The organism is Leptospirales bacterium, assembly GCA_019694655.1.
Lineage (GTDB): Bacteria > Spirochaetota > Leptospiria > Leptospirales > Leptonemataceae > SSF53.
Genome location: JAIBBN010000014.1, coordinates 1 through 15,471 on the forward strand (window position 1 = coordinate 1; position 15,471 = coordinate 15,471).

Annotated in this window: 7 protein-coding genes; 5 read left to right on the top strand and 2 right to left on the bottom strand. The window is 60.9% G+C overall.

The features are described 5' to 3' along the window. Positions 1–11,824 (bottom strand): hypothetical protein (locus K1X75_15145; protein MBX7059397.1); only part of this gene is annotated, 11,824 nt, incomplete at its 3' end. Then, positions 11,821–12,327, bottom strand: a complete 507-nt coding sequence (locus K1X75_15150; GenBank protein MBX7059398.1) for a hypothetical protein — start codon at positions 12,325–12,327, stop codon at positions 11,821–11,823. The genes K1X75_15145 and K1X75_15150, both read right to left, overlap by 4 nt. A 104-nt stretch (positions 12,328–12,431) precedes the next feature. On the opposite strand from K1X75_15150, the gene K1X75_15155 reads away from it, so the two are divergent. The 5 genes from K1X75_15155 to K1X75_15175 all read left to right on the top strand — a co-directional run bounded on the left by K1X75_15155 (position 12,432) and on the right by K1X75_15175 (position 15,470). Further along, positions 12,432–12,824: a HEPN domain-containing protein gene (locus tag K1X75_15155; GenBank protein MBX7059399.1), complete on the top strand. Its 393-nt coding sequence runs from the start codon at positions 12,432–12,434 to the stop codon at positions 12,822–12,824. Further along, positions 12,817–13,164, top strand: coding sequence for a nucleotidyltransferase domain-containing protein (locus K1X75_15160; protein MBX7059400.1), 348 nt, complete (start codon positions 12,817–12,819; stop codon positions 13,162–13,164). The genes K1X75_15155 and K1X75_15160 overlap by 8 nt, the downstream gene beginning before the upstream one ends. A gap of 199 nt (positions 13,165–13,363) precedes the next feature. Next, entirely contained in the window at positions 13,364–13,870 is a 507-nt protein-coding gene (locus tag K1X75_15165) for a hypothetical protein (GenBank protein ID MBX7059401.1), read from the top strand. A gap of 4 nt (positions 13,871–13,874) precedes the next feature. Further along, entirely contained in the window at positions 13,875–14,474 is a 600-nt protein-coding gene (locus tag K1X75_15170; protein ID MBX7059402.1) for a hypothetical protein, read from the top strand. A gap of 276 nt (positions 14,475–14,750) precedes the next feature. Further along, complete coding sequence (locus K1X75_15175) at positions 14,751–15,470, top strand: hypothetical protein (GenBank protein ID MBX7059403.1); 720 nt, start codon at positions 14,751–14,753, stop codon at positions 15,468–15,470. Position 15,471 lies beyond the last annotated feature (1 nt).

Genomic DNA, 15,471 nt, shown 5'->3' on the forward strand with positions numbered 1-15,471 from the left:
AGAGACCCAGGAAGCCGACATTGCCCGATCCCAGGGCCAGACGCGATGCAGTCTCCGGATCAAGCCTGGCAAGTATCTGCTGATTGTCCTGAGTCGTCTGCGTCTGCCCCGGCGCCGCTCCAGCCCATACTCCAAAATCGCCAATGGTGTTAGCATCGCGAGCCGTCTCGCGTTGCTGTCCCGTGCCAACGCCCATTACCTTCTCGAAGACCCGTGTCAGCTTCAGGTTGGCAACGTGAAAGAAGCTCTCGATCTCCACTTCTGACTTCGTGGAAAGAGAATCCAGTATGCTCTGCAAATTCGCGAAATTGAACTCTTCATTCGAAAGATCTTTCTTGAACTGCTCGAATTTCAAATCCACGTCATACGATACATAGCCGTTGACTACCATCGGGTGGGGCGATCCTGCCGGCTTGCCGATGAAGTCATTGCCCACTCTGCCAAGGCCCAATCCAAGCGCTGCATTTGCGGTGCTGCTCTGGATCGCTCGATCCTGTCGTCGCACCTGTTCTTTGAGCTCGTCCTCCAGTTTCAGAAACTGCTCCAGCATCCTGGCGTTGGCCAGCGTCGTCATGTTGCGCTGGTGTGTGGCCAGTTCGCTGGCAAATTGGTCAAAGTTTGCAGAAATGCCGGAGAATTCCTGCTGCTGGATCTCGCCAATGGCCAGCTTTGCATGAAAGGCCGAGATGCCATCGTTGATATTTGCAAACTTTTCAGATAGCGTGGGCTGCTGCGCCTCGAGATCCGCAATCGCTCCTTGAATAAAGGCCGTGCGATCGATTGGGCTCAGTTGTGTCTGCAGATTCTGTTCAGATTGTGCGATCTGGGTGTTCAGTGCATCAATCGCAGCGCCCAGTTGTTCTTCCACTGTGAGTTGCGCAGCATTGTTGCGCATGTTCGTTTCCCATTCCGTACGCGCCGTCATGTGATCGCGAATCTGTTCTTCCCATTTCGCCTGACCTTCGGCCTCCAGAACATCCTGGTCGTGTCGCCAGGTCCGCCACGCCTGTAAGTACCTGTCCTCGGCTCTGGCCCAGCTCTTACTGCCGTTCTCCAGAACGCTCTTAAACTTGGCCGACCATTCATTGAATCGCTGCTGCAAATCCGCTTCGCGCAACGCCCACTCCTGCCGCTGCACCTGCACATTCTGAAAGAGCGAAGAGGATACTATATCCCGCGCATTGCGAGTATAATCGTCTGCCGTCAGGCCGTAGCCCTCAAACTCGCGACCCTGCTCTCCCGCATACTCAAACAGGTCTCTATACGTCGAACTGCGCTCTGCCAGCAAGAACCCGGCATTGCCGCCGGCTACGCTCGCTCCTTCCGCCTCATACCGCTGCAGCGCATCGTTGCGCATTACAGTACCGTGCACACTCAGTGCGTCCAGAATGCGGCCCATGTTCAATGTCTTCGTGTCCACAGCGTCGCTGGCAATCAGCTGTGCATAGCGCAGCGAATACTGGCCGTTGGCGCCCATCACACGCACCCGCGTATAACCTCCCCAGCTGCCTTCGGAATAGCCGGCGGGCGGATCATCCTGCAGCGTCGCCGGGTCATATCTTCGACCCTGCGAATCTCTAAACCTGGAATCATCCTGCAATGTCGTCGCGTTCAACGCATCGCCGCGTTCGCTCTCTACCAGTTCGTCGTCATACACTGGATTGCCAGCAGCGTCTTCGGCAAACAGATAGCTCAGATCGGCATCCGTAAGTTCATACAGAGCATTCCCATTCTCATCGCGCTGCGTCGTCCCCCAGGCCTGCAGACGATTCTTTAACTCGTCGCTGGAAGGCGCCTTTGTAAAGTAATCCAGACCGGCGCGGGCTTCCTCATAGGCCTGTTCCTTCTTACGCACCTCTGTAGCTTCCGTCGCCTCCGCCGATTGCACCGTTACAATCATCGAAAGTAGCGCAAACATCTCCGTATAGGCCGCTGTCAGTTGTGCCGCCGCGATCTGCGCCTGCAGGCCGATGGCCGCCGCCGCCAGCGCAGTCGCGGTCACCAGCGGCCCCGCCGCCAGTGCCACCAGGAATATTGAAGCAAGGTAGATCTGGGCCTGCAAAAAGGCCGCGGCCGATCCATTGAGCATGCCCAGAATTGGACCAGCGAGTCCTAAACGCGTTATCGTCGCCTGCAGCTGCATCAAATCGGCGACTCCCACTGCCGTCATAAATCCCGTATAGTTATTGCGAAAGGCGCCATACGACGCCGTCATTCCGCCGCCGGCCAGCCAGGTCCCCACCTCGCCGCGCTCGCCCTCTGGAATCACCGCCGCCGCCGTCAATCCCCACGCCGCCTGCTGCACCTGCCTGGGCGTCACACGCAAAGGCTGCCCGTTGTAAAGCGCCGTGCCGGCGCCCTGCACCGCCGCCTCGGCCCACGCCGGCGAGCCCCAGTACCAGCCCAGATACTCCGTCCACAGATTGCTGGCCCCGCTCTGCTCCTGCAGCATCGCTAAGCGCTTGTATACATTATACCTTGACTCTTCAAATTGCTCCTGCGTCACCGTCGAATTTGCCGGCGGATTGTAGGCCCCGAAATTCTGCGCCAGCGATTCTTTGTACTGACGCTCCTTCTCCGCAACCTCCGCTTGCCGTCGCGCAATCTCCGCCTGCACCAGGCTGCGCGCCTTCTCAATGCGCACCATCCGCTGCGTGTGCCGGATGTGTTCGCGCCGCGCCGCAATCAGATCGCCAAACTTCTCCGCCTGCGCACGCTGTCGCAGCGCTGCCAGTTCGTCGCTCTCCGCCTGGCTCAGACCTTGGTCATGAATATCATACTTCTTCTGTAAGAGCTCGCTCAGCCGTTCGCGATCGCTGGCTGCCAGCGGCGCAAAGCTCTGGCCATTGTCCATTGCCTCCACAATCGCATACAACTCGTCCAGATTGTCCTGCTCCGCCACGGCATAGCCGGCCTCGCGCAGACGCTCCTGCGCCGTCTGATAGGCGCCGTACGCTCGCTCATACTCCGTCGCCGCACTCTTTGCCCAGTCCTCCAGACTCTCGCTGTCCTCGCGCTGACCGCTGATCGCCAGATAAGGACTCTCGGCATAGTCCGCCACTGCCTGCCGCTGCTCATACTCCCGCGCTGCCGCCTCATAACGACGATACAACTGCGCGCCCTCATTCATGCTGGACCGATAGGCGCTGGCCAGTTGCTCATGATTCTGACGCAAGACCCGACCCTGCTCCTCGGCATCGGCCACATTCTGTTGCGCCTGATTGAGTTGATCGGCAATCCCCTGAAAGACCGTGGCCACATACTGACCCAGATTCTTTACCGCCAGCAGATCGCGACGCGCCGCGCGCGCAAATTGATCCGCCGCCGCCTGCCGCCCCTCATAGGCCGATTGCAATGCCTGCTGCTTCTCTTGCAGCTGGATCTGGCCATTGTCCGACTGCAGCGTCTGACCCTCCTGCCGCAATGCGGTCAGAGCATCAGCGAGCTGCGCAAGCGCCGCTTCATCGCCCAGATCGGGCATCGCCCCCGCCGGCTGCAGCGCCGCCGCTACCTGCGCCTGCGCCCCGCTGTCGCGACGGGCATTGGCCAGCGCCGCTGCATCGTCCAGCGAGAGCAAGGCCTGCTGCAGCTGCGAGGCCGCTTCCAGATAATGATTGGCCAGATGCTCCAGCTGCAAACGCTGCATCAACTGCTCATCGGATAGCCCGACGCGGGCCGCAGCATCGCTGACCGTCTTTACTATATTAATCTTAACAATACGATCGGGATCGCCGGCCTGCGCTCCCGGCAGCGTCGCCTCCTGGCCCTGACTCACATCGTCCAGCTGCAGCGTCGACTCCCAGTCCGGCGTCGTAAACAGCGCATCCACATCCACGCCCTGCGATTCGCTGAGCAATATCTGGCCGCCAAAGAATTCGGCAAAGTCCATCAAAGGCTGACCGGCGCCGCCGCTGAAGCTGCCAAAGCGATCATTGCGATTGGGCTGACCGCCGTTCTCGCGCACATAGTTCTCCCACTGCGTCAGCAGGTACTCCTCTTCGCCGCCCAGAAAGGTGCGATAACTGGCAAACTGACTCTGCAGCGCATCGTCGCCGCGCAGCTCGCCGTAGCGCTTCAGCTCGCGGGCCACAATCGCCTCGCGCGACATCTCCCGCGCCAGACGCTGCATGGCGCGACCATGATCGTCAATGCTTGCCAGCAATGCAAAGCTGACGCTTTCCGTTTCCTGCGCCGCAAGCAGCGACTGACGCCAGCGCTCCGCCCCGCTTACATCGCCGGCTTCCTCATAAAAATCGCGCGATTGCAGTACGCTGCGCAGCCGGTTGCGCTCGGCCTCGCTTTCTACATAATTGTAGAAGAATCGCTGCGCCATCAGGCGCTCGCTGACAAAAAACTGCCGCAGACCGCGGTCCATCTCGCCCTGTGCGTTGCGCAGCATCGCCTCAAGCCCCTGGTTGCGACCAAACAGCGCTGCGCTTTGCGCCGAAAGGACATAGCCGGGATCCTCGCTCTGCCAGATCAACTCCGCCAGCGCCTGCGTCAGCGCGTTGCGCTCCTGCTTTGCCGCCGACTCCAGCGCCGCGTTGCCAGAACGCACCACGACGCTCTGCGCATAGCGATCCAGCGAACCAAAAGCCGGATTGCTGGCCAGCTCCTGCGCGCTGGCCAGATCAAATAACTTTGCATATGAATCGATCTTTGCCGAAAGCGCGCTTCGATCCTCGCTTGACAGGCGCCCGCTGGCGCCCAGCAGCCGATCGGCCATTGCATCAAAGGCCGCCCGGTCTGCTGCATTCAGCCCATCGCGCAGCGCCGAACTCTGGCCGCCGGCCTGCAAACTCAACGCTCGCAGAAAGGCGCCGCGCTGCTCCTTTGCCGCCTGCTGCAAAGCGTCCGGGGCCCGCTGCAATTCGGCAAAGAAGGCGCTCTCCACACGCTCCAGTCGCGGACCCTGCTGCGCCTGAAAATCCAGCAGCGCCTCGCGCTGCGTTTCCGTCGAATACAGGGCGCGCAGCGCCAGTTCCGAACGCAGGGCGCCCAGCGGATCCTCGCTCCCCTGCAGCCAGTTGCGCTCCAGACTGTGACGCAAATCCAGGGCCAGCTCCGCCTCCAGCGGCGTCCCTGCGTAGCGCGCGTCCTCCAGAATACTCTGTATGTCTCTATCTTCTAAGTATGCCGAGTATGCTCCGGCCCCGCCGCTGGCCGCACGACTCTCCAGAATGGCCAGCGCACGCCGGTAGCTCTCCCCGGGCAGTGCGGCGCGAGCGTCCGCCGTCTCATAGCCGGCAATAGCGCGCAGCTCCTCCGGCAAAAATTCAATCGGCGCTTTCAGCGGCGCATCCAGCGCGCCATCCAGGCGCAGCCGGGCCAGGGCATCAGGCAGATAGTCCTCGGCCTGCGTTGCGCCGCGCAGCAAAGAGAAGGCCGTTTCCTGAAACAGTGCAACGCGACCCTCGGTCAATAGGCGCGCACGCAATGTTTTGCCGTCCTGGGCAAAGGCCGCATCGTCCAGCATCGCGGCAAAGGCTGCCTCGAAATTGCTGCGCTGCTCGGCCAGCGTCGCGCCGCTCAGTACGATGCCAGCCTGCTGCATATAGTACACAGCCTTTGAAGCCAGCGCAAAATGTTCCAGATCCCCGGCAAAGTCGCGCTCCGAAATTGCTTCGACGGCGCCGGCGGCGCGCAGCCGCTGGTACTCCTGTTGCGTCAGCCGCTCAAAAAGCGCTGCGCCGCCGCGCGGCAAAAGCGCCAGGCTGGAATGCCGTTCCTCCAGATAGGCGGCAATGTGATCGCTTACGCTGTAGCCCTGATGGTCCCCGTCAATGGCCGCCGCCAGCGGATGGGCGCTCAGCCACTGCTCAAAGTCTCCAACCAGAAAATGTTCGGCTACGTCCGGCAATACGCCGGACAGATCCAGACTGGCCGCCTCGCGCTCCGCCGCATCCGGCGAGGCGCTGGCCGCCCGGTATTCTTCCATACTGCGCCGCGCACGGTCGTAGGAATCCAGCAGCACAAAGTCGCGCAGCTCAGGGCGAAAATTTGCAGCGCGGTAGCCAATGCCGGCGGCCGATAGCGCCAGAGCCTCGCTCAGCTCCTGGAATTCTTTGCGCAGACGGTAGGCTTCCAGCTCCTCGGCCGAAAGGTTCAGGCCATGAGTGGTCGACCAGTTCAGTACAAAATCAGCGACGCTCTCCTCCAGCGCTCGATCGCCGCCAAAAACAAAGTTCGCCGCTTCGCTATCGACCAGCACATGCAGACGATCGAAGAAGCCCTGTTCGGCCTGCTCCACCGCCGCCAGAGCAGCGTTCTTCAGGTCCGCGCCATCCAGATGATTGCGATGCAGCGCGGAGAGGATGGCGCTGCGATAGAGCGTCGGGATATTGTTTGTGTTGTTTAAGTATTGCCAGACGCCGGCGCGGAAGCTATCCGCGGCCAGCGCTCCCAGCGCCGTCAGCACATCGTCCGCCCGAAACTCCTCGACCTGTTCCAGAAATTGCTCCGGCGTTTGCGCCAGCGTGCGATCGATGGGCGTGTATTCGTCGCCTTGCTCAGGACCTGGATCCAGATCGATATCCAGCAGCGAATCGCCAAGCGTCGCGGCGTAACCGTCGGCCAGGCTCAGCGCCATCTGATCGGCCTGGGCGGCGCGCAGCCGCTCCGCCAGACGCAACAATTCTTCAACGCGCGCCTGAATGGCCTCATCGACCGCTGGACGACTGAGATTTTCCGGATCGTAGCCGGCAAAGAGATGAAAGACCGCCTGGTGTTGCTGGCTTTCCAGGATGGCCAGCGCCGCCGCACCCGGATCGCGTCCCTCAGAACGCGCCTGCTCCACCGCCGAGCGCAGATCGCTCTCCAGTCGATCGATCCGTCCCAGATTGGCGCGGATCGCCTCAATGCGGTCCAGACGCAGCTGCGCCTCGGCGCGAATCTCGGCCTGCGTCATGCCGCGGGCATTGACCAGAGCGCGCGCCGCCGCCAGCGCGCTGACCTGATTTTCCAGCAAACGCACCGACTGCAGAATCTCCGGCGGAACCGCCTGCGACAGCTGGCCGTCATCCAGTGCCTGCAACATGCGCGCGGCCAGCGCCTCGAGCTCCGGCCCGCTCTGGATGCGCGACAGAAGTTCGCTCATCGTCGCCGGCGCAGCGCTAAAGCCCAGCAACTGCAATCGCTCGGAAAGCAAGGGCTGACCGTCCGCCCCGCGACGGATGGCGCCGTTTTCGTCCAGCTGCAGATAGCCGCCCAGCGCCAGCGCCGTTTCCATCGCCGCCGGCTCTTCGCGCTCCGGCCCACGCTCCGCGCCGCGCATTAGCGAAAGCGCATAGCGCTTCATCTGCACGGCAAGGCCCGCTCCGCTCAAAGCGGGCGCTGTCAAGGCCACGCCTGGCAAAAGCTCTGCGCCGCCGCTGGCCAGCTGCAACAGCATCGATTGGCGCAGCATCTGTGCGCGCTGGCTGCGAAATTCCAGCGCCGTATCGCTCAACCTGCCCTCCAGAAAACTGGCCCGATCGTTGAGCGCCGCAAGCTGCGCATCCAGAACCTGCTGCTGATCGGGATCGCTTTCGGTCGCCCGCGCCGCCGCCGCCCGGTCGCGCTCATATCGCAGCTGCGCAAGCTCGGCCTCCATCGCCGAACGCATCTGTCCCAGACGCTGGCTATCGCTTTCGGCGCTCAGCAATGCGGCGCGCGCCGTCCGACCCAGCTCGGCGCCAAGCGCCGCGCGAAAATTCCAGCTCAACGAATCCAGATCGCGACGCAGGTTGTCGGCCATCGCCTGCAGCGAACGGCGCAGACGCTGCGGCGTGGCGCGATCGATGGCCCCGTACAGATCCAGGATGTCGCGCTCCTCAACGCCCAGCGCTGCGTAGCCGCCCAGCAGAGCGCCGTCCGCGCCCGACAGAATACTCTGTACTTGTATAAGAAGTGCGCCGCGCTGCTCGCGAAAATCGTCGACGCGGGCGTCATCGGCCTCGGCCGGCAGGGCCTCGAGAAAAAGGGCCGCAGCCTCGGACTGCAGCGCACTCTCGTTGACGCTCTCCAGCAGGGACTGCCATTTTTCGGCCGGCGTACGGCGGTCAAAATCTTCGGCCTCGGCCGTATGATTGGCGTAGTCGATGGCCGCGCGCGCCCCGGCCAGCCAGCGCAACAGCGCCTCGGCGCGATTCCAGGCCGGAACCGCCAGCAAATCGGCCTCGCTCAAGCGCAGCGGCCGCTCGATTGCTGCAAGCTCCTGCTCCGCCGCAGCAACCAGCTCGGCATAGCTCTGACCTTGATGCGCCGCCAGAAATTGCGACACAACATCGCCGGCCTCGCGCGCCGCAGCGTTGTTCAAGTCCTGAAACTGTCGCTGCTGCTCTTCCAGCTCGCTGGTCAGACTCTGCTCCTGACTGCCGTCCTGATCGATAAATCGCTGCAGCCCAAGTTGGCGCGCCTCAACCTCGCGGCGCAGGGTCAGAACAAAGGCCTCGCTGGCCGATACCATGCGACGCTCGCTCAAGAGCAGCGCTGCCTTCAATTCGGCAATGCGACTGGCATCTTGATCGACCTCGGCCTCTGCCTCGCCAAGTTGCTGTTGTAAAAGCTGTCGCGATTGATTGGCGCTGAACAAATCGCCATAAGCCTGTCCGCTCAGCGTACTGCTGCGCAGCGCGCCCTCGGCGTTGTCAAAATCGATTAGCTGATCTTCATTGGCCAGCAAGGCCTCGGCCAGAGCCAGAGCATCGCCGCCGCTGGCCGCAAGCAGCTCTTCCATTCGGTCGCTGCGCCGGCCGGCGGCCTGCAGTCCCTCAACCGCCTGCAATGCCTCGCCCGATTGGGCGCTGAGTTCCGCGCCCTGCCGCGCCTGCGAAACTGCCACCAGCAGATCATATCCCGCTTTGCCGCTTATGCTGGCGCTCTGCCCGGCGCCCAGACCTTCCAGACTTTGCAGTCGATTCAGCGTGGCGGCAAGCTGCTGTGCACTCTGGGTTACTTCGCTTCTCAGGATTTCGGCGCGCTCCGCCGCGCCGAGGCTCAGAATTTGAAAATCAACATAGGCCTGCTTGTAGGCGGCGCGCGCCTCTTCCAGCGCCGTATAGAGCGGACGCGAGTTGGCCTCGTGCTGCTCCAGGATCAACGCCGCGTCGCGCACCGCGCCGCTCTGCTCGATGAGCGTCGCCTGCTGCATCTGTGCGTCCAGCAACGCTACTTCTTGTAAGAGGCCCTCGCCATCGTACTCTTGCTGCAGGGTGCGCAGCTCTTCGATCATGAATCCCGCGGCCCCCTGCAGTGCGGCCCACTTGTTCTGCAGCGCTGCAGCGTCCGCGCCCTGTTCGATGGCGCTCTGGTAGGCCTGCAGACGGCCGACAAAGGCGCCCAGACGTTCGGCGGACGATGGCGCCCCGGATAGCGCGGCGCCGGCCTGCTGCAATAAGGCGGCGATCCCGGCGGCATCGGGCGCCGCCGCGCCAGCAATTGCTTCGTAAAGCGAACGCTCGCTTTGCAGACCGTCCATTGCCGCTTCAACCGTCGCCGTCTGTATGCCGCGTTCACTCAGAATGCGATTCTTTTCGCTCTGACGCACATCGGCGTCGCTGCGCGCCTCAGGCGCAATGACCAGATCGCCGGTCAGAATCAGGTAGCGCAGTTCGCGCACATCGGCCAGCGAACGGGCCAGCTCTGCCTTTTGCTTTGTGATCGAAGCCGCTTCCAATCCTGCGTCGTGCTTCGCTGCCAGCTCGGCGTAGCGTTTGACGGCCTGCGCTCGCTCCAGTCGCCCGGCCACATAGTTGCGCTCGCGACGCAGCAGTTCCCACTCGTATTCCGCCTGTGTCAGAAGATAAGGATCGTTGTCCTCGCCGCTGAGGTAGTAACCCTCCAGCCCGTCCTCAAAGTAGCGCAGGGTAATGCGCTGCAGGCGCGCATTGGGGTCCAGACTTTGCTCCAGCCAGGCCTGCAGTTCGCTTTTGATTGCCGCCAGACGGGCGGCATCGTCCGCCGCCTCGCGCTGGCGATGCACAATCTCCAGCATTTCGCGGCGCTGTTCGGCGTAGTCCACGTCCAGACGCTGGATGCGCGTCTCCAGATCAGCGATGGAACTGGCGCCCGTCAGCCAGCCGCGGATGTTTGCTTCCACGGCGCCCAGTCGGCTCACAAATACTTGATTGCGTTCAATTAAATTGTTCAGATCGCGCTGGTAGAGAAAGGCGCCCTCCGGCTGATCTTCGATCAGTCCCAGCAGCTCATTCTGAAAATCGTCGCCGTCCAGCTGACGCACGTCCTCCAGCAATTGTCCGGCAAACTGTCGACGGTCGACCAGATGTCCGGCCTCGCCCTGCTGCTGGCCGTAGAGCAACGCGGCCAGACTGTCCTCCGAATTGTTCAGGATTGCTTCAAAGCGCGTGATCGACTCGCCAAGCCTGGCAATCTCATCCTGATAGAATTGCGCCAGACGCTGCGTGTCATTGGCCGGCGCCGTGATGCGCGGGCTGTTTTGATTGTAGCCAAGGGCGCCCAGTCGATCCTGATAGTAGCGGCGCGCCTCTTTGGCCTGCAACAGCGCCGCGCCGCCGCCGCGCACCATTTCGCCCACCCCGCCCAATGCCTGATCCTGGCGGGCGCGTTCTTCGGCCACCAGACGTTCCAGGTCGGCCTCGGCCCGCAGGCGACTCTCGCGAAACTCCTGGAACTTTTCCTCCCACTTGCTGCGCCCTTCGGCGACCTTGTCCTTGACCGATTGCGCCCACGCATCGCGCGCCGCTTTCAATTTCTTGTGGTTCTCGTCCCACAGCGCCTCGGCCGTTTCACGACTGGCGCGCGTGGCCTGCGTCCAGGCCAGTCGCTCCTGGTAGAGTTTTTCTTCGGCCTGCTCCCAGCGCCGCAGACCGGAGGCGATCATCTCCTCCACGCGCGCATTCCAGTCTTCTTCCAGCTGTGCGCCGGACAGCGCCGTCTGCGCCTCGCTGAGCTGAGCGTCGGCGGCGGCCAGCAGAGCATCGGCCTCTTCTTCCACGGCGCTCGTCGTTTCATCCAGCAGCGCGTCGCCAATGGCGTCAGCGCTTTGCTGATCGGCGGCGAGGCGGGCGCTGAAATCGTCTTCGCGTTTCAGTGCAATGTACTGGTTGCGACCGCGCTTGATGTAGAAACTCTCCTGGATCTGGAAATCACGGCGGATATCGGCCTCGCGCCGCGTAAGCTCGGCATCGAATGCGGCCTGCTCTTCCGGCGACATGGCGCCGGCTGAGCTGCGGGCGGCGGCCAGCTGGCTGCCAAGTTCGCTATTCAACTGATCGTGCAACGAACCAAGCCCCTGCGCGGCGCTCTGGTCCCAGAGATCCAAATCAAGTTCGAACTCCGCAGCTACAGCGGCGTGTGCAGCGTCAACGATCGCTTCCAGTTCGCTGGAAGTTACAAGCGTCGGCTGCAAGAGAGCCTGCGCAGCGCGAAAGGCGCCGCGCTCTTCCAGCAGGGCTTCCTCGGCGGCCGATTCCCACTCGCTGCGCGCCGTCTGGTAGGCAGCCTGCGCTGCCTGGCGCTGCGATTCGATGTCCGACTGAGCGATGGGCTGCGCCTCGATGTCGCGCAACTGCTGATCCAGAACGTCCAGGGCGTCGTCCTCCCAGGCCGCGCGTTCGGTGGCCACGCCCAGACTTACGTAGTTGGTCCAGCTGGCCACATCGCTCAGGCGATTGGCTCGATTGGCATAGTCGCGCACCCGTTGACGATCGCGTTCTTCAAAGGCGCGAAAGGGTTCAGCGTTGAGCCGCGCCAGCGGCGCAATGGCGGCATAGAGCAGGGCGGGCAGCAGAAGCAGGGCGACAGGAGAGCGGAAAATGCGCCGGCGAAAGGGGTTGCGCAGGCGCGTGGAATACTTATGAATCATAAAGTTTCTCCAGGGCCTGCCCTTCGGGCGTAGCCGTTGCGGATGGCATAGTAGTGCGCAAGTGTGGCGGCGCGCGGCGGCGCAAGCAGCCGGATGGCGGAAGCAAGGCGACGGTCTGGCCGCAAGAGAGCTACAAAGGTCGCTGGCAGCAGCAAGAGGGAACACAACGTGGCGCAGTGGCCGCGCACACTGCCCAGCCACTGCGATCCGCCGCCGGCAGCGCCGGTCGGCGCAAGCTCAGCGCACGGTCGGGCGCGCAGCGAAAGATTCAGGATGCGCTCTTCCTCCTGCAGCTCTCGCTGCAGAAAATCATCCTGCTGCCTTTGAGCTGCGTCCCAATCGGCCAGCGCTATTTCTTCGACTGACGCAGCGACCAGAGCTTCCGTCGGCGCGGGCGCCGAAGCCAGTAGCGTGCGCAGCGGCAGCGTGAGGACAATTGCCGCCGCGAAAGCCATCCAGGCCGCGCTTGCGGATCGCCAGAGAATGTGCGCAGATGTTTGCACCAGTGTGCAGGATGTTTGGCGCGGGCGGGATGTGAAAATTTGGCGAAAGGTCGACGACTGCGTTCGGGATTGACGGTCGCCGCCCGGGGATTGAAGCAGTGACCATGAGCCGCGACGTGGCCCTCACCTGGCTGAAACTGGCCGACGCTGATCTGCAGTGGGGCCGCGATAGTTTTCAGCAGGGCCATTATCCGCAGGTTTGTTTCATCGCTCAACAGGTCGGCGAAAAGGCGCTGAAGGCTGTAGCCCATCGGCGCGACTTTGCCATTGTCAGAGGGCATTCGATCGTATCGCTGGCCGAAAAACTGGAATTGAATGGCGAACTGCTGGCCGCTGGTCGCCGGCTCGATCTCTACTATATTGCACCGCGTTATCCAGACGCGCTCCCGGATCATGGCGATCCGCGCGCCCATTTTGATCGCGATATGGCGGCCGAAGCCCTGGTTTTTGCAGAGAGCATCCTTCGACGGGCGCGAAGCGAAATCGAGCATGGCTGAGCTCAGCAAAGAATCGCCTATCGCTCGTCCGCTGACTGCACAATCGCTGGCCGCAATCAAAGAAGAACTGACGGAACGCTTGAAAGGCCGGGTCCAGTCAGCATGGCTTTTTGGCTCTGCGGCGCGCGGCGATTTTCGGCCAGAGAGCGACCTGGACCTGGCGCTGGTAACAGAGACGGACGAAGCTTTTGTTCGGCGCTGTTTTCGATTCGAGGACCTCTTCGATCTTTATCCGCGCCTGGATATTCTGGTTTATACTCCGACGGAATTTGAAGCCTTGCATCATTGTGGCCGCCCTTTCTGGCGCGATTTCGAAGGCGAGGCCCTGCGGCTGCTGTAGGCGGGGCAAAGGGGAAAGGAATGCGCCAGACGCTTCCGGGGCGTGGCGCTGAGCCCGATGGGAGTGATTTTTAAAACCGCTTGCGTTGACGGCGCTGGGATTGTCTGCTCCTGCAGACGAGATATCCGAAGAGCTTTAACATATGCTTTCCATATACATAACTTACAATCCCAGTTCGGAGCTGGAACAGAGTCTCGCAATGCGTCTATTCACGGTCGGCGTCGCGCAAGGATTTCGCGTGTATTTGCCGGATCGAACCTTCGGGCCGCAGCTGGCAAATGAGACCAGGAACCGAATTCAAATGGCTGAATGGGTGGTCTGCTTTTCAATGGGTTCCCTGGCAGAGTCTGTTCATCAGGAACTTGATTATGCATTTCAGACAAAGCATGACAGGTCACGGATCATCGTTGTATATGATCGAGTCCGGAATCTTGAGGGGCCGGCGGTGGCGCACTTCAGCGAATTCTTTTTCGACGCCAATACAATGCAGGTCGATGAACTCATAAGCCAGATGCTGAAGACCATCGGAACCAGAGACCGGGATACGAAAGAGCGGGAACGGCTGAAATCAGAGAACAAAGCTCTCAAAGCCTTTTTGCTCGCAGGGCTTGGGATTCTCGCAATTAGCGCCCTTTCTTCCGAGCCAGGAGATCGACCGAAGAAACGATCAACGACAAAGAAACGAACGAGCAAAAGGCGCCGCTGATCCGATGCCTGCGGCCGTTATCGACAATGACGTTCTGGCGGCCTTTGCGGACATCCAAGAAGCTACCGGCCACGACCTCCTGGCGCTGTCTCGCGCGCTATTGCAGCACATCCATGTGCCGGTCCAGGTAAAAGCGGAATATGAACGTCAGAGGCATCGGAGTCCTGTTCGTGCAAGACTTCTGGATTCGCTGACTCCGAACGGCACTAGAATCTCGATTTGCACAAGTTACGATTCTGCGGTTGTGGCGGACCTGGAGCTTGTCATAGACCCCGGAGAAGCGGGCGCCATCAGTCAGGCGCAGAAATTGAACGTACCGCTCTTCTTGAGCAATGATCGGAGGGCTCGCATAACGGCAGTCCAATATGGGATCAGCGTGCTCTCAGGGTTTTCCCTGCTTGCCGGATTGCACCTGGCCGGAGAGATCATAGATGCCGGAATCCTTGTCGAATACGACAAAAAAGTGCCTGTTCGTCTGGACACTGTTCCGCGCCTATACGCCGAGACGAACACGACTCTCGGATTAACTCTGGACGGCGCCAGGGTAGCACGACTGGCGTCGCAGACTGTTCATGCAATTCGAGATCGCCGAGGAGCCAAATGATCGCGACCACTATAGTCCTTCAATACCTCGCACAAAAGGTGAAGACGTTTACCGCCGCGTGTGCGTCGCTGAACGCCACGAAAGGAATACTGCTTGACTCATTGAAGTATCCCTCATTCGAACGAGGATGCATTTGGCGCTGGCCTCTTTGACGCCTGAAGAATTCGGTCTTCGCCGGGAAGTAGCATGACTGTGTCCAGGAAGGCGGAAGTTGTCCAGTTACAGCGCCGGCTGCAGAAGAGTCGGTTAGCGAAGCTTATTAGGGCGCCACGCGCCATGGCCAATCGCCCAACTATTGACATTCTCAATTACGAGGAGGAGACGGAAAAAAGTCTTCACAGCATTCTAAAAGATATTGCCGATATCGATGTTCTGAAAGACATATATGCTTTCTTCAAAGATTACCGCTCGCACTTCTATCAGCGCAAGGGCTGGTACGACGCTCGCCTTGCAACACTGCAGGGATTGACGACTTTTGTTCTGACCTCCGCAGCTGCATTCATCGGCCTCTTGATTCAAAGGGAAATTGAGCTCGACATAGCGAACGGAATTGCGGCATCCTTCTTTAGCGCGGCAACTGTGGTTTTGATTGTGACGATGGTCATGATTGTTTTCGATCTCCGGCCGCGCGCAGATTACCGAGAGCTTAGAGAACTCGACCTTATTGACGCCGGGCGAGTGAAGTACAGGGCGAACTTTTATAGAAAGAAAATCGCAATCTTAGCCCTGCAGTCCAGTTCCAATGGGTTGCGCATTGAAGAGCGGTACCGGCTTCTACAGTGGCTTTTCCGTCTTTTTATTCTGGCATTTGTCCCATTGCTCGTCTCAGGCGCTGTGCTATTCGGACGGAGCAAAGATAAAGATCAGACTGACTACACGCAGACTCCGGCAAAGATTCAAGTAGTTGACGCTCGATCCGTGCAGCAGCAAATTGAGCGTATGCGACTGGAAATTGAGGCCTTACGTGCCAGGATACCCCAGGGCCCTGGAAGGTAGT